The sequence below is a fragment of the Rossellomorea sp. NPDC077527 genome, assembly GCF_044542955.1.
GTDB lineage: Bacteria > Bacillota > Bacilli > Bacillales > Bacillaceae_B > Rossellomorea > Rossellomorea aquimaris_E.
In genome coordinates, this window is sequence record NZ_JBITVL010000002.1 from 686307 (window position 1) to 709271 (window position 22965).

Below are 22965 nucleotides of genomic sequence, written 5' to 3' on the forward strand. Positions count from 1 at the left end.
ACGCAGAGGTATTCCCATGTCCATCACATGACCCTTTGGTGATTGAGCAAATGACCCATAACAGTGGATGGCGTTAACCTGTAAGGGCTTGATTCGATTCAGAATGTTTGTTGAAATCCCTTCTAAAAACGGGGTCTGATTCCCAGCTCATTAGCTCTTCACTGAACCGAGGGTTATATAAAACAGTAAATAATCTTCAACGCCTACGTTTGATGATCGTGCTCTGCCCATTATGTTTCATCATTAAATTGAGTTCTGCTAATTTGATAAATTTTCGTAGATCTCTATCGTTTGAAAGGTCACCAATCTCGTCAAAGAAGCCAACGACTATCATCGGGCCACCCCCTTTAATAGCCATCATGCGGTCAGTTCCGGGAACCATTCGAACAAGTTCTTCAAGTTGTCCTACCAGGGAACCTTAATTATGCATTATTATCTTGCTTCTAAAAATGGGGCTTTAAAGAATGATTCATTCAACCTGTAATCAAAAGAAAGGAGCGAATGCTCCTTTCAAATCGGATCAATGTGTATAATGATTTTATAGGTGATTAAAAATAGGGTCTCTTAGTTCAAACTCATACGAAGAGAGATCGACAATGCCCACAGTTTTATCGCTATGATAAAGTTCCAGTAGGAAGGAAGCCATTTCTTTAGCGGTATGGAAATCTCCTTTATACACGTATTCGTTGACCTCTCTTGCTCGTTTAGAAAATTCGGTTTGGGTTGATGCAGGGGCTAATACCTTTGCCTGCATTTTAGCATTCAAGGTCTTTAATTCTTGGGAGAGACCTTCTGTAAAGGCACTCACATAATACTTGGATGAGCAGTAAGTTACAGCATCCGGGAAAATAGTGTATCCACCTACAGATGAAATATTGATTATTTGGGTACCTTCTTTTTCAGCGTAATCACGTACAAATAGTGAAGATAAGATTGTAAGTGCCTCGACGTTTAATTGAAGCAATTTTTCTATCTTCTCTAAACGTTGAGATCCCACGGGATCAAAATTTCCAAATCCAGCATTGTTAACAAACGTCTCTAGTTCGTAGTCTTTTAAAGACTCATAGAAAGAATAAACATTTTCCAATATTGATAAATCTGTTACATTAATGACTACATCAAGGGTTGAATCAATTTCTTGTACTTCTTTCTTTAATTTTTCCAGTTCTGCTTGCCTTCTAGCTGTAATGATAAGGTTTTTACCCTCTTTTGCAAATGCCAACGCAGTTTCATATCCAATACCTGAACTTGCTCCAGTAATAACTGTATATTTCAAGGTTATTCCTCCTTAGAGTGTTTTGATTTAGTTGATTTCAGGGAGATTAATCTTCGATAGGAAACCATGGTCCCATAGATTGTATAAGTGTCCAAAGTTTTTCTGGTATGTCAATTTGACTAATGGTTGATTTTTTTAGAGTTTGCACAATTTCGGATTCATTTCCATTCTCGACCTTTTCCAACCATTCAGGATCCATAACAAGGGCCTGCCCAATCGCTCCTAGTGTTAATCCTTTATCCAATGCAGTTGAAACGTCTTCTGGAGTTCTCATTGATCCAGCTGCGAGAAACGGAACTCTTTCGTTTATATGTTCAGCAACGAGTTCAAGATATGTTTGATCATCTTGACTGTCTATAGGTTTTGACGATAGGGCATTCGGTAAAGAAGCATGTACATAATCAATTCCTTCCTCTATGAGGCGGTCAATTAATTGATAGCTATCTTTAATTCTTAATGCACCCTCACCTGGTTCTTCTAATGAGATTCTATATCCCAAGATAAATGGTTTGGATGCATGTTTATCAATTACCTTTTTCATTTCCGCAAGGATGGCTAATGGGAAGTGCATGCGATTTTCCAATGAGCCTCCCCACTGGTCTTCACGTCTATTGGTGAAAGGGGAGAAGAAGTTTTGAATTAAGAAACCATGTGCTCCATGAATTTCAACACCATCAAATCCAGCTTCAATCGCTCGTCTTGTTGTTTCTCCAAAAGCATGGATGACTTCGATGATTTCATCTTGAGTAAGCTCTCTTGGCATTAATGCAGGAGCAAACAGACTGTCTTCCGTTTGCACTGCGCTGGCGCTGACGGCTTTTCCATCTGGAATTAAATGAGGCAGAGCCTTATTACCCGCATGGAAAACCTGCAGAATAGCTGGTGCTCCGCCACTTTTAGCAGCATCCGCCAATTTGCGAAGGCTTTGAAGAAACGTATCATCGTAACCTGCAAATTCGTGTGTGAAGCCAATGCCGTTTGGTTGTACATGGGTACACCCAGTGATAACAAGCCCCACATCATTCACTCTTCTTCTATAATATTTTTCTTCTGCGTCTGAAAGGGTGTAATCATCATTACTTGCCCAAGTTGTCATCGGCGACATGACTACTCTATTTTTAACTGTGACACCATTTCTAAATGTAAAAGAATCAAATAAGTTAGCATATTTTGTGTTCATTTTATTACCTCTTTCTTTGATGTAATTTAATTTTTTATGTGTTGATTTTACGTTCGAGTCTTATCGTAGCAGCATCACCTCCTTTAAAAATAATAAACGAACGTTCGTTTATTTTAGGGCTAAAAATTATTCAATTCCATAAAAGGTGTTTTTCTATTCGTTTTAACAAGTATAATAAACGAACGTTCGTTTATCGTCAAACAAAAAAACTGAGATGAGATCTATAACTGCATTAAGCCTTTACAGCATCCCAACTCATTTTTAAAACTTCATTAATAATATCATCCGTGATTTCTGTTACGCCAATGAAATGCTCTTTGACAACCTGCATAGCTGGATTAAATGTGAATTTAACTAATAGATTGGTATTTACCTGTTTAAATACCTTCTGTTCTTTTCCTTTATCAAATAAACTATAGATAGGGTCAAATATTTCTATACTCTCAGCACGTGAAATTTTGTTTAAAATGGGCGAATTTTGAAATTGTTCTATAAACAAGAAGTAATCCTTATGGGTCAAAGTGAATTGAATAAATTTTAGTAAGGACGTTTCAAATGCCGAGTACATTGAAATAGACTCATCAAAATTGTTGAAAATATCTAAACTAATTTTCTTTTTCACATCTAAATATAGTTTATTTAATAAATCCTCCTTATTTTCAAAATAAACGTATATCGTGGAAGCAGATATGTTGGCTCTTTTGGCGATTTTGGACATGGAGGTCTCTGAAAGACCTTTTTCATTAATCAATTCAATGGCTGCGTTAAAAATATTTTCTTTTTTATTTTCATCTTTCATTCTCATATCGGAATAATAAAGGAACGTTCGATTAATGTCAAGTTAGCTAGGGGGGGATGTCTTGTAGACATACCCTTTTTCCTTGGGTGTCAATTTGAGTGTCATAAGAACTTATGTTTTGTGCTCGAGCACCTCAAAACGGGATCCTTTAGACAAATCCCATAGCCCCTATAGATAATCCAAAAACAACCCCGGATAATCAGTCATCACAACCTCAACACCCGCCTTTTTCACTAACTGAAATTCTTCCATTGTATTAATCGTAAATACGCGCAGAGGCATTCCCATCTCCATCACGATTCTCCCCGTTGGCGATTGAGCAAAAGACGCATCACAGTGAAGAGCATTAACCTGTAAGGGTTTGATCCGATCCAAAATGTTTGCTGGAATCCCTTCAAAAAGGAAACCAATTTCAATATCAGGATCAAGCTGTCTGACCCTCCTCAGACTCTCAGGATTGAAAGAAGAAATAATCGTCTGCTCTTTCATCCCTTTTTCGTCGAGCAAATCCAGGACCTTTTCTTCCAACTGTGGATAGTCGATTTGATCGTTTTTCAATTCAATATTGATGATCATCGAGTCATGATGGGCTGTCACCACATCCAGGACCTCTTCTAGTGAAGGGATGGACTCTCCTTTAAAAGAGGGATGAAACCAACTTCCGGCGTCATAAGTTCTGAGCTGTTCCCACGTCATATCCTTCACATAGCCTGTTCCATTTGTGGTGCGGTCGATGGTTTCGTCATGAATGACGACTATTTGGCCGTCTTTTGACAGTTGTACATCCAGTTCGATGCCATGTGCTCCCGATTCGGCTGCTGCTTTAAATGCAGCCAGTGTGTTTTCAGGAGCCTCTCCACTCACTCCACGATGAGCAAATAGTTTCATTCTCTTTTCCTCTTTTCTTCTCGTTGTTAGAATAGAAACGCCCTTGAAGCATTACCTTCAAGGGCTTCCATCGTTGTACTATTAGTATACGTATTCCAAACAGGTTATACTAGTTCCCCTGCTTTTTGTTGGCAACTTCCAATGCACGGTCCGTTTCTTTCGCTGCCTGATCCAGTGCCTTCTGTGGATCCATTCCTTGATACAGATTTTCCATGCCCGTTACGACCTTTTGTCTGGATTCTGGGAAGACCGAGATCAGCGCACCTTGAGTGGCCGTACTTGCTTTTGTTTCACGTAATTGATCAACGGTTACTTTTAGTTGAGGGTACTTTTCCCACTCTTCTTTTACGATATCTTGATCATAGGCTGCAGGGTTGATGGCGAAATATCCTGTTTTCACATGCCATTCCGCTTGAACCTCAGGTGACGTCAGGTACTTCATGAACTCCCATGCCGCTTTCTGTTTTGCTTCATCAATGCCACTCGACATCCAGACAGACGCTCCCCCGATGACGACACCTTGACGGTCCGCATCATCTGGAATCGGCAGATACGATACGCCTACTTCAAAGTCGGCATTATCAATAATCGTTTTAACACCTGCTGAGCTGTCTAAGTACATGGCTACTTTTCCTGATTGGAAGGCTGCACGGATATCATCCCAGTTTTGCCCTACATTGTAGAACGTGCCTTCTTTATACATATCATTGATCAAATTGAACACTTTCAGACCCTTTTCATCATTGAATGTCGCTTTGGTCGCATTTCCTTCGCGGCCATTTTCTTTATTTACATAGTGACCACCCTGTGCAGCGAGCATTTCTTCGAAGAACCAGCCATAGTTCAAGATTGAGAATCCGTATTGACTCGTCTTTCCATCTTTTAATTTTGTCAGTTTCTTGGCTGCATCCATTAACTCACTGTACGTCATAGGTGCTTGATCCACGTTTAATCCTGCTTCTTTAAAGGCATCCTTGTTGTAAATCAGGACAGGTGTGGAAGAGTTGAATGGCATGGAGTATTGTTCCCCATCCACAGAATAGTAATTGGAAATATTCTTATCCCATTGAGATGTATCATAGTTATCTTCATCGATGAACTTCTGAACCGGCTGCACTTTTCCACTGTCAATCATGTGCTTCGTTCCGACTTCAAAGGTTTGCATGATCGCAGGTGCATCCTCTGTACCCGCAACCGTGTTGAATTTCGTTAATGATTCTTCATATGTACCTTGGAAAACGGGCGTGACTTCAATGTCATCCTGTGACGCATTGAAATCGGCCACAACATCCTTTAACACTGTTTCAAGATCTCCACTCATACTGTGCCAGAAGACCACTTTTTGCTTACCGTCTTTCGTTTCTGCTCCCGCTTCCCCTGAGGTGCTGGAGTTTGAACATGCCCCCAGTAACAGTAGAACTAGCGCGGATAATAGGATAAATCCTTTTCTTAGCATCATTATTTCCTCCTAAGGTTTCTATTTTTAAAAAGTTAATACTTACTTCAAAGCGCCTTGCGTCAAACCTTTCTGCAGCTGTTTCTGACCAAGGAATAATAGGATGAGCGTCGGAAGAATCACAACGACAACTGCTGACATCACCACCCCCCAATCGGTTGAAATTTCTTGAGATTGAAGCTGCTTCAAGCCGATTTGAACCGTCCGGACGCTTTCATTGTTCGTGACAAGCAAAGGCCACAGATACATGTTCCAAATGGATAAGAAGCTATAGATCCCGAGGGTGACCAGGCTTGACTTGGAAACTGGCAGCACCACATTCCAGAAGAAGCGGAATCGACTGATGCCAGCAACCTCCGAAGCTTCATACAGTTCCTTAGGGATCGTTTTGAACTGCTGCCTCAATAAGAAGGTTCCGAAGGCCAGGGCGAAAAACGGGATGGTCAATCCAGAATAGGTATTCAGCCAGCCCAGCTTTTGAATTGTTAAAAAGTTCGGGACCATGGTCGCTTCCCACGGGATCATCATCGTTGAAATAAACAGAAAGAAGATAAGCTCCCTACCCTTAAACGGGATGAAGACAAACGCAAAGGCGGCGAGACTCGAAATGATCAACTGCCCGATCATCACAACTCCGGATACGTAAAAGCTGTTCCATAAATACTGCAGGAGAGGCATCCGGTCAAAGGCTTTTTGATAGTTTTCAAGAGTGATGCTGCTCGGAATCAGGTCCCCTCTTAGCACTTCCCCGCCCTGCATGAAGCTGATCATGACGGCGTAGAAGATCGGGAACATCATGAACGCCGCGGATAAAAGCAAAATGGTATATAAAATCGTTTTTTTCATAGCGGTCATTGATAATGCACCTTCCGTTCTCCCAGCTTAAATTGCAGGACGGTCACGAGCAGAATACAGAAAAATAGAATGGTGGCCTGGGCGCTCGCCGATCCGATGCTGTAATTGACAAAGGCATCTTTATAGATGGAATACACGATCACATTCGTCGATTCAATCGGTCCCCCCTTGGTCAAGATGTCAATCTGCCCAAAGGTTTGAAAACTATTAATCAATGACACCGTAATAATGAAAAACAACGTCGGGGAAAGCATCGGTATCGTAATCTTCCGAAGCTTATACCAGTAGCTCACTCCTGCTATATCTGCATTTTCATAGAGATGTTCATCGATGTTCTGCAAACCGCCCAACAGAATCAGAAAGGCAAATCCTGTGTTCATCCAAATGGTCGTGATGGCTACGGATAACAGGGAATATTTCGGATCAAGAAGCCATTGAATTTCCGGTCCTCCCAAAGAACTGACGAGCTTACTCAATATCCCTATCGATGGGTTATACATAAACATCCAAATGACCGAGGAAGCCGCCACACTCATTCCCATAGTGGACGAAAACAGCGTTCGAAACACACCGATCCCCTTCAATTTCTCATTGGAGATCACAGCCAGAAACAGTGCCAGGATGACACCGATTGGAACAGTGTAAAGAACAAACAGCACGGTCGCTTTGATACTTTGTTGAAAGCTTGTGGACTGCAGTAAATACGTGAAGTTTTCAAAGCCCACAAATGTGATAGGTGTTCCTTGCCCGTCGGTCAGGAAAAAACTCAGATACAATGTTCGAAGCATGGGATAGAAAAGGAATACCCCAAATAGGATGATTGACGGTAAGAGATAGAGTAATCCTGAGACGACATTAGGGACGGACCTTTTGGAAGGAGCTGACGTTCTCGCCTTGTTTATCGAAGCTATAGTCCCGTTCATAATACCCCCTCCTTTAGTGATGGTGTCTCCTCTTCTTGAGAAGAATGGTAGATACACTCTCCATTTTCGGAGTTGAAAAGAAACAGATGCTCTTCATGGATCGAGATTGGGATCTTCTCACCGATGTCCACCTTCCATTGGCCGTTCCACTTGGCGATCCATTGCTTTCCTCCGACTTCACACGTAATGAGGGTTTCTGTTCCCAGAACTTCTACATTCACCACATCGGCATAAAAACTCATCTCGCCTTCTTTTGCGAGTTGGATATGCTCCGGACGAATGCCCACTGTGACATGTGTAAGAGCTGAAAAATGCTTGGCCACTCCCTGACTTAATGGAAGGAAACGATTATCTGCTAATCGAAGCGATTGCTCCACTACTTCCGCATCCAGTAAGTTCATAGGAGGTGAACCGATGAACGAGGCAACAAAGGTATTCGCCGGACGATTATATATATCGAGTGGATGACCGATTTGCTGTACTTCTCCGTTATGTAAGATCATCATCCGATCAGCCATCGTCATCGCTTCCGTCTGATCATGCGTGACGTAAATCATTGTAATGCCCAACTTCCGTTGAATCTGGCGGATTTCAGATCTCATCTTCGCCCTGAGCTTCGCGTCCAGATTCGATAGGGGCTCGTCCATCAAGCAGATCGGTGCCTGAGTCACAATGGCTCTTGCCAAAGCGACACGCTGGCGCTGTCCACCCGACAGCTCCCTTGGCTTTCTCCCTAAAAAATCGGACAATCCAAGCATATCTGCCGTTTCCATGCACCGTGCCTTTTGTTCTTTTTTCGGGATTTTTTTCGTATGAAGGCCAAAGACGATGTTTTGTTCCACCGTTAAATGCGGGTACAACGCATAGTTTTGAAACACCATCGATAAATTCCGTTTACTCGGAATATGGTTCGTAACGTTCTCTTCCCCTATGTAGAGGTCTCCTTCTGAAATCCCTTCAAGACCTGCAATCATCCGAAGCATCGTACTCTTTCCACATCCTGATGGCCCTACCAATACGAAGAACTCTCCAGGCTTGATGTCTACATCTATGTTTTCAATCACATTGGCTTTCCCGTCGTACGTTTTGGATACATTCTTCAATTCAACACGCTTCATCATGTCGCCCTCCTTTAGTTTTTGGATTGAACCTGCCATAATGGCGGTTTTCCAGTCGATACTGCCATGGCCCCACTTTCGAGAGCAGCATCAATGTGTTTCTGATGACGAATCAAGCCACCAGTAATGATAGGAAGATTCGTCCTTCGTTTCACCTTGACGATCATTTCAGGAATGAGAGCAGGCATTAATTCAAGTGCATGGGGCTGGATCTCATTCACGGATTTCAACCCATTTTTCACCGCATCCGTATCAACAAGAAAGAGACGCTGTATGGTTAACAATCCTTCCTTTTTCGCCAGTTGAATTAGGCTACTCTTCGTTGTGACAATCCCTGTAGGCTGAACGTAGTTCGCAATAAACTTCAACCCTTCTCGGTCATAGCTGATACCAGGTATCTTCTCGATATGTAAAAAGACGAAGCGATTATGTTTCTTCAATAAATCCACATAGCGCTTAATCACACTGATATTCCCTGCCAACAGGAACGCACATTGGATGTTCGACTCTAAGAATTGATCCAGGCTTTTCGGATCTTTAATGGATGCGATCAACCGGTCATGCTCCAGTCTTCGAATAAATTCTTCCTGAAGGTTCATACGTATTCACGTCCTTACCTAGAATGTGTTACAGAGAATACAAGTGATCGATTCACACCCGCCCGGTCTCTCAGAGTCAGGTTGTGACGAACAAAAAAACCATAAAAAAACATAGGGGTTACTCACACAGCAATACGCCTATTTCTTTTTATGGTTTCTCCTTCTCACAACCAGGTGCTATTCACTTGTCCTTCTCTAACTGTCATATTAAGGTCTGAACGTTAAGCCAATGTGAATCGTATGTTTTATATCGTAAAGATACGATGGACTTTGTTAAGATTTTCATACTCACTTTTTTCTCCGTCTATTTTCTCTTGTTCAGATAACCTTTTTAGGCGTTTATACCTAAAAAGAGGGACGGACCTCTGCTTTTTTAAGCCAGGAGGTTCGTCCTTTTTGAAACGATGTTTTGCCTATGATGACGGTGGGGCATAAATTTTTTGATCCTATTAGCCATCCCTCTAAACTTTTACTTGGTATAAAAGCATAATGACTCTTCTAAAGTATATATATTTTAATAGTAGACTTATAAGGAGGCTAACTTCACATGGAAATAAAGCCAAAAGTAGACATAATAAACCCAGCCTATCAAAGTAGTAAAGGAAGGTTGTTTGCTGGAACTTCTGGGGAATTAAAAACGAGTGCTAGTAAAAATGCATGGGCTCAGCTTGTAAATCCGGTGCACTCTAATGTGAATTTATATGTCTCCTTTTTTGCTTTGACAAACTTTTCTACTACACTAGTGACGGCAGATTTAGTTGTAAATGCTGACCCTCCTGGAACGCCAACTTTATCATCAGACGTAAGTGTTCTGAAACTGGCCTCCCATAATAAACCTGTAGGACAAATCCTTTTCAACCCTAATGTATCAGGCTCATTTTCAGGAGGAAGGATTGTCGGTACCAGAGCGCTAAGTCCTCAAAGAACAGAGCTGGGTTTTAGAGTTGATGGCCGATTAATTATAGAGCCTGGAACGAACGCAATGTTCTTTTTATGCAGTCGCGCACCTGCTACATCTCAGATTGAGTTCGAATGGTTTGAGAGTGAAGGAATCTTTTAATTTTTGGAAAAGTGTATTTTTAGTTAACTCGTTCTGTCATGGGTTGAGATAACATTAACCTTAGTTTGAATAATAAATGAAAAAATAAACTAATTTTTCCAATTCTTAATGAAGTATAGGGGAGCTATTCTAATTGAATAAATCGGCCCCATTACTTTAAGTGTAAAGTTTCACAATGAATCCATTCATAAAAATTATTTTTGATCATTAATAACTAACATATTGACTTCATCAAATTCCCAAACTTCTGCAAATGCAACTTGCCAATAGAGGGAGCTTCAGGAAAATGCGGATTTACATCGATAAGGAAATTCCAAATTAAAAACCCAACTTCTCTACAAATCTAAATAGAGAAATTGAGCTTTTCACTAACTTCATTTATTTATTGAATTCATTAACTCGAAGAAGTATTCAGGTTTATGAGTCTTATTTAGGTTATACCATGAATGTAAGGCATCTGGTGTAAATACATCTATTTTCTTCAGTACCTCCATGGCAAATTCCAGAGGAGCTATTCCTGATGCAGTAACTAAATTCGTATCAGATACCACAGGTCCCGACTCATAGAACGCTTCTCCTTTATAGTTAGGAGATACCATTTTAGTATATTCTAAGTTATTACTTGTATGCCTTCTAGTATCTAAGTATCCCATATTCGCAAGGCCCTCTGTTGCACCACAAATGGCAGCAACAATCGTACCAATCCTTAAAGCTTGGCCAATTCTTTCTAAAATCGGTTGATGAATGTCTTCATTCCAAGTAGTCCCTCCTGGTAAGATTAAAAGATCTTTACTCTTAAGAGTACATTCATCTAGAGAAATATACGGCTTTACGCTCAGTCCTCCCATCGTCGTAATCATTTCTTTAGTAACCCCTACTGTCATGACTTTTACAGGTGCTGCATCTTTTTTGAAATATCTTCTTGAGTTTAGCTCAGCCATTAAATATCCATATTCCCAGTCCGACATTGTATCAAATACATATAGAAAAGCTTTTTTTGTTTCCATCCAATCACACTCCAATCACCATTGATAGAGCTATTATAATAAAACTTCCCTGACAGTCAGCGTCAGGGAAGTCATTAAATTTCATGAAATTGTATTAATTTCGACAGAACTTCAATAAGTCTTTTCTTAAGACTTATTGGCTCAATCACTTTAATCGATGTATTGTACGGTAAAAGTAAATAAGGTACATATGTATGTATGATTTCTTTTTCAAGAAGAAAAACGGCTTGATTTGACGTTCGTTCTTGTAAATAATGCCCTAAAAACCAATGTTGGCAAATATCTTCCAATGCACTTTTATCCCCATTTAGAACCAAAGACATAATCCCTTCCTTATCTTCCATAGTTGGAAGAAGGCTTTTGATAAAGTAGTCACGTGCTGAAAAATTCTTCGGCCGGTTAAACGTATTTTCGGTTAGCAATAGACTTTCCATACGATCTACTCTAAAACTACGGATGTCATTTCTAAGATGACAATACCCAATCACATACCACTTATGATTCCAATAGACCATTCTGTACGGATCGACCAATCGATCATTTAACTGCTTTTCGCCACTTTTATGGTAAAGGATTTTGACTGAGTACCCGTCAGCTACGGCCTGCTCCAACTCCTTCAAAAAAGGTTCCATCGAGGGTGAACGTAATCGACTTATGACTTCAAGGCTCGTTACATGTTGGTTGATCTTTGTTTCCTGCTCTTGATTGGAGTGGTGACTTAGTTTTGAAATGGCCCTATCGAGTGCTTCCCCTCCATAATATCCGGCTTCTTCTGCAAAAACAGCCGCGTGAAATAGTGACGTTTGCTCCTCAAAATCAAAAAAAAGAGGAGCCTCAATAAAATGGTTCAATAAAGAGTATCCACCGTTATGTCCTGGTTCTGAAATGATCGGTACGCCACTTGTTGAAATCGTATCAATATACCGATACACCGTCCTTATATTCAACTCGAGCTTTTCTGAAATTTGTTGTGCCGTCATTTTTTCACCTGAACGAAGCATCCATAGAATGGCTAGCATATTGTCAACTTTAGGCATATCATTCCACCTCTATTTCCCTCTATATATAATTAGTAGCCCTGTTTCAATACCAATTATTTCAAATATTAGTCTATTGAGCAATCCTCTATGCCAGATTAAATTGACTATGATGGAATACCCAAACAAACCTGGGGTGTTCTTACTCTTTTCTACTTTTTGGATTTAAGGTAGATTGAGATTAGTTGAAAAGAGAAGGTAGAAACGGAGCCGTTCCTAACTTACGAAAAGAGACTTGTATTATTCCTCTTTACAATCAAGTAAATACTCAAAGAATGCTCCACTCAAAGCGAAATCGTTTAAAAGTGACTCCTTTGTATTCCTATCTACTAAATCAAGTAAATCAGAAGCATCATTCTTATTTCATTCGTTAATGGAAAGTTACAACCTAATATCATACTCCATTCGTTTTGCGGTCTCTACAGCTACATCTTCTCCGTGAAGTCGAGATATTAGGTGAAACGACATATTAATTCCTGCTGATATTCCTCCAGATGTTATAATTGATCCTTCATCGACAAATTTAACATCACGCTGTACTGATACTTGAGGAAATTCATGTTTTAATCTATCAATATCCATCCAATGCGTTGTCGCTTTTCTTCCATCAAGAATTCCTGCTTTTGCAAGAAGCAGCGCACCAGTACAGACTGAAGTCAGAAACTCTGTTCTTGATTGCTGGGCTTTAATCCATTCAATGATACTTGGATTGTTTATTTCAATCTGTTCAGCACCATACCCTCCAGGAATAATCACGATATCTAATGAAGGATGGTTAGCGAAACTAAAATCAGGAAAAACTCTCAAACCATTCCTTGCAGTAACTAGGTCTCCATTTTCAGATATTGTTTTAACAATAAACGGATTTTCATTTGAATTAGGTAAAGTCGCTACAGAAAATACTTCAAATGGTCCTGCAAAATCTAGAACTTCTACATCGTTAAATAGTAAAATACCCACTGTACGCTGTTGCATGTTTTAAACCTCCTAAAAGAAATATTTGTAAAGTGATAGAGTAATATAGAATGATTAAAAAGAAGACTTGTCTATTGCTAAATAATCGATTTTTCCTATTATGGGTCAGATGATCAAATTTGCAAGGCTCGATTACCTGATTAATAATGATAATTAAATATTAATTGATTTTGCTATTATTTTATGTAATGGAATCCGTTTATTATGTACAGCTGTAGCACTTCACCGAATTCCAATATTTCCTTCTATTATACAAGAATCGGGCGCGATAAACGCGCCCGATTGTTGAAGATCAAAGGCTGTTGAAACTGGTTCGTACTTATTTAACTCTCACACTCATTGTGAACAAGAAAAGGTTATTATTACTCAACTATTCACAAAAATTTTCTTTTCTCCTTTTGTCGATCCAGACGAAATAGATGCAATTAATAACGCAAGTAATACTGTGCAGTCAGCATAACAAGCACTAGCGCACCTATTGCATGGGATAAAGCATATATCGTGACCAATTGCCCAGTCATTGAGATTGATACGCCTAAATCCCCTGAATTCAACTCTAATATTCCAGAAACAACAAATTCTGATGTTCACACTCCAAAGGCTCCTAAAGCTAGCAAATATATTGTAAAACGATTCATTTTTCCCTCCTTTTTCTCAATGTATTTGTATAGAACTAACTTTTCATCCTATCGATAATGTTCTATAGCTAGAAGTCCAAGGAAATGAGTTTTTCAATATACAATCTCAGAAAGAACAAAATAATGAGATACCAACTAAGGAAATACATAGACTAAAACAATCTTTAAAAGGTTTTGATGTCATTCAAACTCTTCTTCTGTTAAATCCATATTAACGGTCATAGCAATAGCTCCCATCAGCTGCTGCAAAAACCACTTGGGATGGTTTTACATAGGAAGCATCTCCAGCAGAATACAAACCAGGTATTGAGGTTCTTCCTGATTCATCTGTTTTGATCCCACCCGACTTTGTCATTTCATACCCCAACTGGTCTCTGAACGGTGCGCTTTGAACAAATTGTGGCATAACAAAGCCCCCAACTCTCGCAGTGTGAGTTCCATCTGTAAAGCGAATATGTTCCAATCTACCGTTTTGGCCGATAAAGGCTAGAATGGGTTTCTCTACCACCTTAATCCCCTTTGATTGCAGTTGCTTTTTTTGCACTTCCGATAAAAGTGTAAGACCATTTGTACAAACAACCAAATCTTTACTCCAATTGAAGAGAAGTTTCGCCGTATGGAAGATAGATGGATTTTCGGAAACAACGAAAATCGGCTGATCCTGCATTTCCCATCCATCACAATAAGGACAATTAAACAAACTTTTTCCATATAACGAATAAAAGCCCTCGATGTGAGGAAAAATCTCTTTTACCCCTGTTGCCACAATTAATTTTTTTGTGAGTATACGATTTCCTGAAATATCAACTACTTCATATCCCATAGCTGTTTTATTGACTGAAACAATTTCAGTTTGTAGATGATTGACAGAAGGGTAATTCAACACTTCTCTATAAGCAATACGACGGAATTCGGACGGTGTTATACCGTCTCTTGTAATGAAACCGTGAGAGGCATGTGTCACAGCATTTCTAGGCTGATTATTATCAATCAAAGCTACACTTCGTCTTGCTCTCCCCAGTACAAGGGCGGCATTCAACCCTGAAGGGCCTCCTCCAATAATCGCACATTCATAAATCATCAACCACACCACCTAAATAGATAATATAGATATATTATATCTGTAATTGAACATAAGATTTCTATTTTTAAAAAATTAATGGTATATAGTTTGGTGTTGCTCTTAAAAGTGTAGAAAAATTCATCATTCTCCCCTTCTAAAATATATAAGAGATATCTCTTATGAATGTTAAATTCCCTTTTGCTTTTGAGCTATGTCAACTAAGTTAATTTCTTTTAAATGTTGCTTCATCTTCTCTTCTGCTTTTTTCATTTCAGTTTGAATTAAGCATTCTTCTCCATGAATAAAATCACATTCAAATAAGGAGGCTGTACCTTCTATGGCGTAAATGATGTCTAAAAATGTAATATCCGCTTTTTGACGAGATAATCGATAACCTCCATGAGCTCCGGAAATTGATTCAATCAATCCTGCTTTTACGAGCTTTGTTAAAATTTTGGACAGATAAGTTGTTGAAACACCTTGGGATTCTGCCAGTTTCTGGACACCTATAGGCTCAACTGAAGAAGCAGTAACGAGAGAAAGCATGGTGTGTAAAGCATAATTAGTCGCTTTTGAAAATTTCATGATAACACCTCTATTATAGATTTATTATATCCACAATATCCTTAAATGGATTTATTTGTCAAGAACGCTGCATCCTAAATAAAAATGTATGCCAATAAATCTTCACCATTTCCACCCAATATTTTAGTATAAATCTTAATTTGTAATGAAAAAGTTCCACAACAATCTTGCCTATAATGGAAGAACTCCCTAAAACTAAGCAAGGAACATGTTAGAGTTTATATTATAATGAAGGCAATAAAATACCCCCTTCTTAAAGAAAGAGCTCGTGCTTTACTTCTTTCTATAAACGATAAAAAATCCGAACTAATTTAACTCCCATAAGGTAAATTAGTTCGGATTTCACTATGGAATACTCTTAAAAGGTGTGGAACGTTTATCCACTCATATCTTCTTCCATATCCTTCTCGTTCAGATGATCCTCAACTTCTTTCATGGTTTTAAAGTTTGAAACGTCTGCCACTTCCAGTCCATCCGTTTCAACTGCGACAAATCCGTCTGATGTTTGGAGAATTTGGGCTTTTATTTCTTTATTTCCGGTTAAGTTGTATTTTTTGACGAGGGTGGTTTCACCTTTTTCCTCCATTGCTGTCAGTTCAGCAGAATAGGAATCGAGATCCATTCCCTTCTGGACCCGTTCCTGCAGCTTTTCACTGTCGAGGAGTTCGGCTGCCGGCTCGTCCATTTCCTGGGTATCCTGCTGGTCGCTCATTTCTGCCGTATCGCCTGAGGTATTATCTTCGGGTTCGGCCTCTTCTGAACCGCACGCTCCCAGTATCGAGAGTGCGAAAAGAAGATTGCCTGCTATCAGTAATTTTTTCATGTCGTTCTCCTTTCTTTCGTTTCTACGATACAATCTCTCATTTATTCATTATCCTTTTCGTGTTTTTGTTAAACATTGGAACATTCTCCAGCACAAAAAAAAGACAGCCCTGATTTGGCTGTCTTTTCTCCCTTATTTACTTGAACCAAATTCATTCCATATTCCCTCCAAAAGCCCCTTATCCGTCAACAGTTCATACCCCGTCAGCGCAAGTGCTTTTGCCCCGATCACAAGGGCACGGTCACCCTCGGTGGATTTCGCCGCTTCCCTGAATTCGTTCGTGTGGACGACGAGGGATTCTGGGCCGATTTTGATATAGGGATGGATAGTCGGTACCACCCGGCTGACGTTTCCGGCGTCGGAGGAGCCGAGTCCCTTTCGTTCCGTATCGTCAAAGTATTCCCCTAATGACTCGATGGAGCGCTGGAATACTTGATCGAAACGGCGGTTGAGCTGAAAGTGATCGACTTCATTTTGGATTTTGATGACATTCAGTTTCGTCCCGGTGGCAATTGCCGATCCCTCAGCGATCGCTTTTACTTTCTTCGTGACTTCATTGCATGCTTCCCTGGTTGCAGCCCGTATATAGAAGCGGGCTTTGGCATAGTCAGGGACGATGTTTGGCGCGTCCCCGCCGTGGGTGATGATGCCGTGGATCCGTACATCATCGGTCACGTGCTGACGAAGGGCGTTAATGCCGTTGAACAGCTGGATCACACCGTCGAGGGCATTAATGCCGTCTTCAGGGGAGGCTGCCGCATGGGCTGACCTTCCTTTAAATTCGAAATCAAGCGGGTCCACGGCAAGAGTTTTCCCTGTCTGCGTTGTTCGGTTGAACGGATGAACCATCATACAGGCATCCACTCCTTCGAACAAGCCTGCCTTTACAAAACTGCCCTTCGCACTTCCGTTGGGTCCACCTTCCTCGGCAGGAGTTCCGAACACCACCACTTCCCCACCTGTTTCATCGAGTACGGACGACAGGGCGATGGCCGCCCCGCAGCTTGCCGTCCCGATGATATTGTGACCGCAAGCATGACCGAGTCCAGGCAGGGCGTCATATTCAGCGAGGTAGCCGATGACCGGACCTTCTTTCCCTGAATGTTTGCGTGCCACAAAGGAAGTTTCATGCCCCGCCACTCCTCGTTCAATGGAGAACCCGTTTGCTGCAAGGAGGGTGGTCAAGGTTTCTGAAGCAAAGAACTCTTCATTTCCGATTTCAGGTTTGTCGTGGATCTGATGGCTGGTCGACACGAGTTTCACCGCCAATTGATCGACTGCAGAGAGAATGTTTTGTTTACGATCGGCCATCACTGCTGGTTGACTCATCTCTTTTCCCTCCTAATGCAATTCACTGACCGGCACGAATGTCGGGATCAGGGAATCTTTGTATGATTTCTTGATATGTTCCGCTACATCATCTTGCTGGTAGAGCTCCACAATCTTTTTATAGGTTTTATTGTCTTTATCTTTTTTCTGGGCTGCGATGATATTGATGAACGGCTTGGATTCCGCCCCTTCGATATAAATGCTGTCGTCAACCGGGACCATCCCTGCCTCAACCGCCACACCATTATTGATAATTGATGCCGCAACATCCGGCAGTACCCTCGGTGTCTGGGCAGCGACGACCGGTGTAAATTCAAGGTTTTTCGGATTTTCTTTGATGGCTTCAAGACCCTGTGACTGATCAAATCCTTCTTTCAGTTGTATCAAACCTGCTTCCTCTAGTAGGAGAAGGGCACGACCAAGGTTCGTCGCCTCTTGAGGAACGGCTACTTTACTGCCTTTCGGTAAGTCTTCTACCGATTTATATTTTTCCGAATAGATGCCCATCGGCGCGATGATCGTCGAGCCGATCGGTACAAGATCCAGATTATGTTCTTCCACGAAAGAATCAAAATACGAAATCGTCTGGAAGGCGTTCAGGTCGATATCCCCATCGGCCAGCGCCTGGTTCGGTCTCACGTAATCGGCAAACTCCACAATCTCGATGTCAATCCCTTCCTTTGCTGCTTTCTCTTTCATATACTCCCAAATCGGCACCCCAGATCCATTCACACCGACTTTAACCACTTCTTTTTCACCTGAACCGGATGCACTGTTTCCCGAGCAACCGCTCAAGATAATGGTGATTAATAGGATGGCGATACCTGCTAGACTGATTGATTTTTTCATATTCCTCTCTCCTAACGTCTCCTGATGATTTTTGATAATGTATTCCCTGCCGTCTGCAGTCCCTGCACCATCACGATTAAAATGATAACGGTCACGATCATGACGGATGTTTCAAATCGCTGATATCCGTATGCGATGGCCAGATCTCCAAGGCCACCGCCACCGACTGCCCCGGCCATGGCCGATGCACCGACAAGGCCGATGGTCGCAATCGTGATATTCAGGACCAGTGTACTCAGTGCTTCCGGGATGAGGATCCCGAAGATGATCTGCCACGGCCCGGCCCCCATGGACTCCGCCGCTTCAATGACACCCGGTTCCACTTCAAGGAGCGAACTCTCTACCAGTCTTGCAATATACGGTGCGGCAAATACGACCAGCGGTACGACAGCCGCCCCCGTTCCGATCGACGTCCCCACTACCAATCTTGTAAAAGGGATGATGGCCACCATCAAGATGATGAACGGAATCGAACGAAACACGTTGATGATGCTGCTCAATACGGAAAAGACGGCTTTATGTTCAAGTAAGTGCCCCTTCCTCGTCACCACGACGATGATGCCGAGGGGAAGCCCGATCAACGTGGCAAATAGAAGGGAGAATGACACCATCGCCACGGTATCCCATGTCGCTTCAATAATTCTTGGCCAGAATAATTCCCAGTTAACTTGCACGCTTCTCCACCTCGCTTACGAATAATCTGTTCTTCCAATAATCCAAGATTTCTTCCGTTTCGTTCTGGCTGCCGATGATCTGTACGATGAGATTCCCGAACGGCTTGCCCTGGAGTTCCGTGATCTGGCCGAATAATACATTGATATGGGCATTGAATGTCTTGGCCGTTTCAGAAAGAATCGGCGCGCCCGTTGAATCACCTTTGAAAATGAGGCGGCAGATGCGCCCTTCTTTGCTGTCATTCAATTTGTCTAGAACCGATGCCGGCAGCTGATCATTCATGACGCTCTTCACAAAGTTTCTCGTTGTCGAGGTCTGCGGGTTGGAGAAGATATCGAAGACGCTTCCCTCTTCCACGATTTCTCCATTTTCCATCACCGCGACCTTGTCACAGATTTCCCGGATGACCCCCATTTCGTGGGTGATCATCACAATCGTAATCCCATACTCCGCGTTGATTCTCTTTAATAAGTTCAGAATCGATTCCGTCGTCTGAGGATCAAGGGCGGATGTCGCTTCATCGCAGAGCAGAATCGAAGGCGATGTCGCCAGTGCTCTTGCTATCCCTACCCTCTGCTTCTGCCCTCCTGACAGTTCATCGGGATAATGCTTCGCTTTATCTTCGAGTCCGACAAACGCGAGCAACTCCTTTACTCTCTCGCTGATTTTTTCTTTCGGCCATTTTGCCAGTTTCAGAGGATAGGCGATATTCCCTGCCACCGTCCGGGATTGAAACAGATTAAAGTGCTGAAAGATCATCCCGATACGGTGCCGCTCTTTCCTCAAATCGATGGCCGACTGATCTTTCAGGCTGCGCCCTTCTATGAAAATATCACCCGATGATGGTTTCTCTAAAAAATTGAGACATCGGACAAGCGTGCTTTTTCCCGCTCCACTGAATCCGATCACGCCGTAAATCTCTCCCTTCTTCACTTCAAAGGAAACATCCTTCAATGCGGTGAACGGTCCATCCTTCGTCTCAAAAACTTTCGTAACATTCTGAACTCTGATCATACAGGACTTGCTCCTTTCGCTATGTATTCTTCTTGAATCCTGTCCTGGCTCAAATAAAAAGTGCCCCCCTTCATAAGAAGAGAGGCACAAAAATATGTATATGTCCCGCTCTTCTCATCTTTCAAGTCATATGACTTGATGGAATTGGCACGGTATTCATTAAGAACCCGTTGCCGAGGTATCACAGGGCCAGTCCCTCCACCTCTCTGGATAAGAAGATATCGCTTTATTAAATTAAAGTTATGATGTGTTTTTGCATTAGGGTAATGGTAAAGGATTCTAGTTGGATTGTCAATCCTGTTTTTGAATATTAAAATCCTTTTTGATTTATTTTCAATAATGTTTACTTAATGATTGAATAAATACAAGTGTCAGTTATCTTGCTGCCATCTGCGGATAAATCATCATTCCGTAAGGTTCCTTCCAATTCAAAACCTAGTTTTGCTGCGACCGAACGACTTTTATTGTTTGCTGATTCACATCTTATTTCAATTCTTCTAAACTTGAATTTCTGAAAGCCAAGGTTCGTTAACTCACCTACAGCTTCTGTCATATATCCATTGCCACTAAATGGCGAGTTAATCCAATATCCAATCTCACATTTTGAAATCTTCCAATTCATTCTGTGAAGGCTAGCCGTTCCAATAAAATCATTCGTATCCTTATGAAAGATAAGATAGCGAAGGCATTCTCTTTTCAAAAAATCGATATGGGCGTTCCTCAGGAGAATTTCTGTTTCTTCAACAGTAGGAATGGACTGAAATAAAACCAACCATTTCTTCAGCTCATTAATTGAATCCTTAATCGCTTGGTGTACTACCTTCCCGTCCCCAGCTTGTTGCGGTGCTCGAAGAATGAGTCTATCTGTTTCGATTTGTAACGGAACATCTATTAAAATAGGATCCATCTCGTTTCCCCTCTCTAAAACTTTAAAGTAAGATTTAATGAAAAAACGTTCTCCCTTTTTTATATTTCACCCCAGTTTAGATTTCTGTTAATGTAATTCAACAAAAAAGTACATTAATCCTTCAAGGGATCAATGTACTTATATTAGGTTCTTAGGAATGGGAACTTTAAGATGAACCAATTCATTACCTGCTAACCTGCACTAAATAGTTTCAGGTTTTCTTAAGGCTTTCCTTTTAGCTTAATATTAGGATGAATTTGAATCAAAAACAGTTAGCAATATGAACGATTTCTTTAATTACAGAATCAACATCCTTATTATCTCTAATTACAAATAAATAATCTGCTTCCCCTTCTTCAGGGTCCACAACATCTTTATTCATAGAACCGCTCTGTTGACTATAGAGTACTTCCTTAAAGTTAGAATAAGCTCCCCTAAGTATATTGGTACTTCGTTTACTTTTAATTACTCTTTCATAAAGAACTTCATCAGGAATATCAAAATGAACCAAGATACTTACAAACGCATTTTTATCATATACTTTTTCTAGTAAATACTTTCTCCCTTTTCTAGTAAGGTTTGCACTACTAGCAATAATATGAAAGTCCGTGTGTTCTTTAGCATAATCAACAATCACCTGTGATACAGAATGCTTTAGAATGTTAGGTCCTTGTTTTGGTAATAGATTCTTATAATATGTATTTAAAAATTCAGCGTTATTATCTTGGTCCATTATAAAAGAATTATTTAACTTGCTTTCTAAAGCTTTTGCAAATGTAGTTTTTCCACTATGGGTTTTACCTACTGTTATTATAACTAACCTTTTCATACTTACCCCCTTTTTCATAGAGATTGAGATTTTTAATATTGAATCGCTTTGAGTGGAGTGCACCCTTAATTAGAAAAAATCCCAATTAAGGTTTCGAATCTTCCATTATTGTGCCCGATAATTTATTAGGGCAACGACCTTGATCTGAGTAACTGACCTTCTGTTATTGCCCCAATAAAGGAATAAGGATTTTAATGAATTAGTGTTATAGATTAGCTTCTAAAAATGTTGTAAGTATCTTGTTATATATTGCTGGCTCTTCAATATTTACTGTATGTCCTGTATCAGGAACTAATCCAACTCTAATATCATTATTCAGTTTCTTCATATAAGCCGCTGCCTCTACTTCGTGCATTTCATTACTCCCATTAAGTATTAACATTGGAACTCTTATACTCTTTATTTCTTCAGGGGTAGCACTTGGATACTTATAAGTCATCTGATACAAAACCTTTTTTAAGGTCTTATGCCATTTATCTCCGTGCAGGGACATAAAGTACTCTGCTGTCTCTTTATCGTTTTCCTCAATATTTAAGAAGAATTCATATTGTTTCTCCATAACACTAATTAACTCTTCAGGAATATACGGCGAATAACCAGTGAGCACTATACCTTTTACTAACTCTGGCTCTCTCAGGGCAATATGTATAGCTAAAGATGCTCCTAAAGACAAGCCAACCAGAAATACTTCTCCTTCTTGTTTCATTTGAGAAATGACGTATTTTAGAGCATCTTCAAAATAGTTATCAGAAGCCTCGACTGGTGAGTTCCCGTGTCCTGGTAAATCAATTAGGATCGCTTCATAACCATCACCTAAACTAGAAACTTGGTTAGAGAAATGAGTTTCTCCAGTACCCATAAATCCATGTAAAAAATATACCCTCTTTATTACAATCTCCCCCTCTGAATCATCTAATTTAATATTAACATATTATTCCATAAATCTACCGTATAATTGAAGAAGGGCAATAACAGATCATTTAACTGATTTATAGTTATTGCCCCCTTTTAAGAAAGACTATTTTCATTATTTTAACTGATGTTCTAACCACACGTTTGGTTCAATATACGTTCCTATAT

The 22965-nt window shown here is 40.6% G+C and carries 22 protein-coding genes, 2 pseudogenes and 1 riboswitch; of the genes and pseudogenes, 1 reads left to right on the forward strand and 23 read right to left on the reverse strand.

The window, feature by feature from the left end:
- Window positions 1-538: 538 nt before the first annotated feature.
- From ACIGG7_RS08690 to ACIGG7_RS08730, 9 genes are all read right to left on the reverse strand, one after another.
- Window positions 539-1276, reverse strand: coding sequence for an SDR family NAD(P)-dependent oxidoreductase (locus ACIGG7_RS08690; RefSeq protein ID WP_397549479.1), 738 nt, complete (start codon window positions 1274-1276; stop codon window positions 539-541).
- Window positions 1277-1322: 46 nt separating this feature from the next.
- Window positions 1323-2456, reverse strand: coding sequence for an NADH-dependent flavin oxidoreductase (locus ACIGG7_RS08695; protein WP_397549480.1), 1134 nt, complete (start codon window positions 2454-2456; stop codon window positions 1323-1325).
- 232 nt (window positions 2457-2688) lie between these two features.
- On the reverse strand, window positions 2689-3255 hold the full coding sequence (locus ACIGG7_RS08700) for a TetR/AcrR family transcriptional regulator (protein WP_397549481.1): 567 nt from the start codon (window positions 3253-3255) through the stop codon (window positions 2689-2691).
- Window positions 3256-3423: 168 nt separating this feature from the next.
- The gene (locus ACIGG7_RS08705) at window positions 3424-4143 is read right to left on the reverse strand and encodes a glycerophosphodiester phosphodiesterase (protein WP_397549482.1); all 720 of its coding nucleotides are present in this window, start codon (window positions 4141-4143) and stop codon (window positions 3424-3426) included.
- Window positions 4144-4252: 109 nt separating this feature from the next.
- Window positions 4253-5602: an ABC transporter substrate-binding protein gene (locus ACIGG7_RS08710; protein WP_397549483.1), complete on the reverse strand. Its 1350-nt coding sequence runs from the start codon at window positions 5600-5602 to the stop codon at window positions 4253-4255.
- 39 nt (window positions 5603-5641) lie between these two features.
- Window positions 5642-6454 carry a carbohydrate ABC transporter permease gene (locus tag ACIGG7_RS08715; RefSeq protein WP_397549484.1) on the reverse strand — a complete coding sequence of 271 codons (813 nt, stop codon included), beginning with the start codon at window positions 6452-6454 and terminating at the stop codon, window positions 5642-5644.
- Window positions 6451-7377 carry a carbohydrate ABC transporter permease gene (locus ACIGG7_RS08720; protein WP_397549485.1) on the reverse strand — a complete coding sequence of 309 codons (927 nt, stop codon included), beginning with the start codon at window positions 7375-7377 and terminating at the stop codon, window positions 6451-6453. Before ACIGG7_RS08720 ends, ACIGG7_RS08715 begins: the two co-directional genes overlap by 4 nt.
- Window positions 7374-8495, reverse strand: coding sequence for an ABC transporter ATP-binding protein (locus ACIGG7_RS08725; protein ID WP_397549681.1), 1122 nt, complete (start codon window positions 8493-8495; stop codon window positions 7374-7376). The genes ACIGG7_RS08720 and ACIGG7_RS08725 overlap by 4 nt, the downstream gene beginning before the upstream one ends.
- A gap of 14 nt (window positions 8496-8509) precedes the next feature.
- Window positions 8510-9094 carry a glycerol-3-phosphate responsive antiterminator gene (locus tag ACIGG7_RS08730; RefSeq protein WP_397549486.1) on the reverse strand — a complete coding sequence of 195 codons (585 nt, stop codon included), beginning with the start codon at window positions 9092-9094 and terminating at the stop codon, window positions 8510-8512.
- 547 nt (window positions 9095-9641) lie between these two features.
- Here ACIGG7_RS08730 and ACIGG7_RS08735 point away from each other — a divergent pair.
- The gene (locus tag ACIGG7_RS08735) at window positions 9642-10154 is read left to right on the forward strand and encodes a DUF6143 family protein (RefSeq protein WP_397549487.1); all 513 of its coding nucleotides are present in this window, start codon (window positions 9642-9644) and stop codon (window positions 10152-10154) included.
- A 374-nt stretch (window positions 10155-10528) separates the two neighbouring features.
- Here the strand turns inward: ACIGG7_RS08735 and ACIGG7_RS08740 are convergent, their stop codons facing one another.
- The 14 genes and pseudogenes from ACIGG7_RS08740 to ACIGG7_RS08805 all read right to left on the reverse strand — a co-directional run bounded on the left by ACIGG7_RS08740 (window position 10529) and on the right by ACIGG7_RS08805 (window position 22807).
- The gene (locus tag ACIGG7_RS08740) at window positions 10529-11161 is read right to left on the reverse strand and encodes a type 1 glutamine amidotransferase family protein (protein WP_397549488.1); all 633 of its coding nucleotides are present in this window, start codon (window positions 11159-11161) and stop codon (window positions 10529-10531) included.
- A gap of 74 nt (window positions 11162-11235) precedes the next feature.
- Window positions 11236-12198: a helix-turn-helix transcriptional regulator gene (locus tag ACIGG7_RS08745; protein ID WP_397549489.1), complete on the reverse strand. Its 963-nt coding sequence runs from the start codon at window positions 12196-12198 to the stop codon at window positions 11236-11238.
- 381 nt (window positions 12199-12579) lie between these two features.
- Window positions 12580-13173, reverse strand: coding sequence for a DJ-1/PfpI family protein (locus ACIGG7_RS08750; RefSeq protein WP_397549490.1), 594 nt, complete (start codon window positions 13171-13173; stop codon window positions 12580-12582).
- A gap of 443 nt (window positions 13174-13616) precedes the next feature.
- Window positions 13617-13811, reverse strand: a pseudogene (locus tag ACIGG7_RS08755) (MFS transporter); the annotation flags it as partial.
- Between the two features lie 180 nt (window positions 13812-13991).
- Window positions 13992-14892, reverse strand: a pseudogene (locus ACIGG7_RS08760) (NAD(P)/FAD-dependent oxidoreductase).
- A gap of 168 nt (window positions 14893-15060) precedes the next feature.
- A complete protein-coding gene (locus ACIGG7_RS08765) occupies window positions 15061-15459 on the reverse strand; it encodes an Rrf2 family transcriptional regulator (RefSeq protein WP_397549491.1) in 399 nt (132 codons plus the stop codon).
- A 376-nt stretch (window positions 15460-15835) separates the two neighbouring features.
- Window positions 15836-16282, reverse strand: a complete 447-nt coding sequence (locus tag ACIGG7_RS08770) for a hypothetical protein (protein WP_397549492.1) — start codon at window positions 16280-16282, stop codon at window positions 15836-15838.
- 132 nt (window positions 16283-16414) lie between these two features.
- Entirely contained in the window at window positions 16415-17611 is a 1197-nt protein-coding gene (locus ACIGG7_RS08775; RefSeq protein ID WP_397549493.1) for a M20 family metallopeptidase, read from the reverse strand.
- Between the two features lie 12 nt (window positions 17612-17623).
- On the reverse strand, window positions 17624-18460 hold the full coding sequence (locus ACIGG7_RS08780) for a MetQ/NlpA family ABC transporter substrate-binding protein (protein WP_397549494.1): 837 nt from the start codon (window positions 18458-18460) through the stop codon (window positions 17624-17626).
- Between the two features lie 11 nt (window positions 18461-18471).
- Entirely contained in the window at window positions 18472-19134 is a 663-nt protein-coding gene (locus ACIGG7_RS08785) for a methionine ABC transporter permease (RefSeq protein ID WP_397549495.1), read from the reverse strand.
- Window positions 19124-20149 (reverse strand): methionine ABC transporter ATP-binding protein, encoded by a 1026-nt coding sequence (locus tag ACIGG7_RS08790; RefSeq protein ID WP_397549496.1) that lies wholly within the window; start codon window positions 20147-20149, stop codon window positions 19124-19126. Before ACIGG7_RS08790 ends, ACIGG7_RS08785 begins: the two co-directional genes overlap by 11 nt.
- A gap of 111 nt (window positions 20150-20260) precedes the next feature.
- Window positions 20261-20366: riboswitch (SAM riboswitch) on the reverse strand.
- Window positions 20367-20492: 126 nt separating this feature from the next.
- A complete protein-coding gene (locus ACIGG7_RS08795) occupies window positions 20493-21056 on the reverse strand; it encodes a GNAT family N-acetyltransferase (RefSeq protein WP_397549497.1) in 564 nt (187 codons plus the stop codon).
- Between the two features lie 262 nt (window positions 21057-21318).
- Window positions 21319-21885 (reverse strand): AAA family ATPase, encoded by a 567-nt coding sequence (locus ACIGG7_RS08800; protein ID WP_397549498.1) that lies wholly within the window; start codon window positions 21883-21885, stop codon window positions 21319-21321.
- 205 nt (window positions 21886-22090) lie between these two features.
- Window positions 22091-22807 (reverse strand): alpha/beta fold hydrolase, encoded by a 717-nt coding sequence (locus ACIGG7_RS08805; protein WP_397549682.1) that lies wholly within the window; start codon window positions 22805-22807, stop codon window positions 22091-22093.
- Window positions 22808-22965 lie beyond the last annotated feature (158 nt).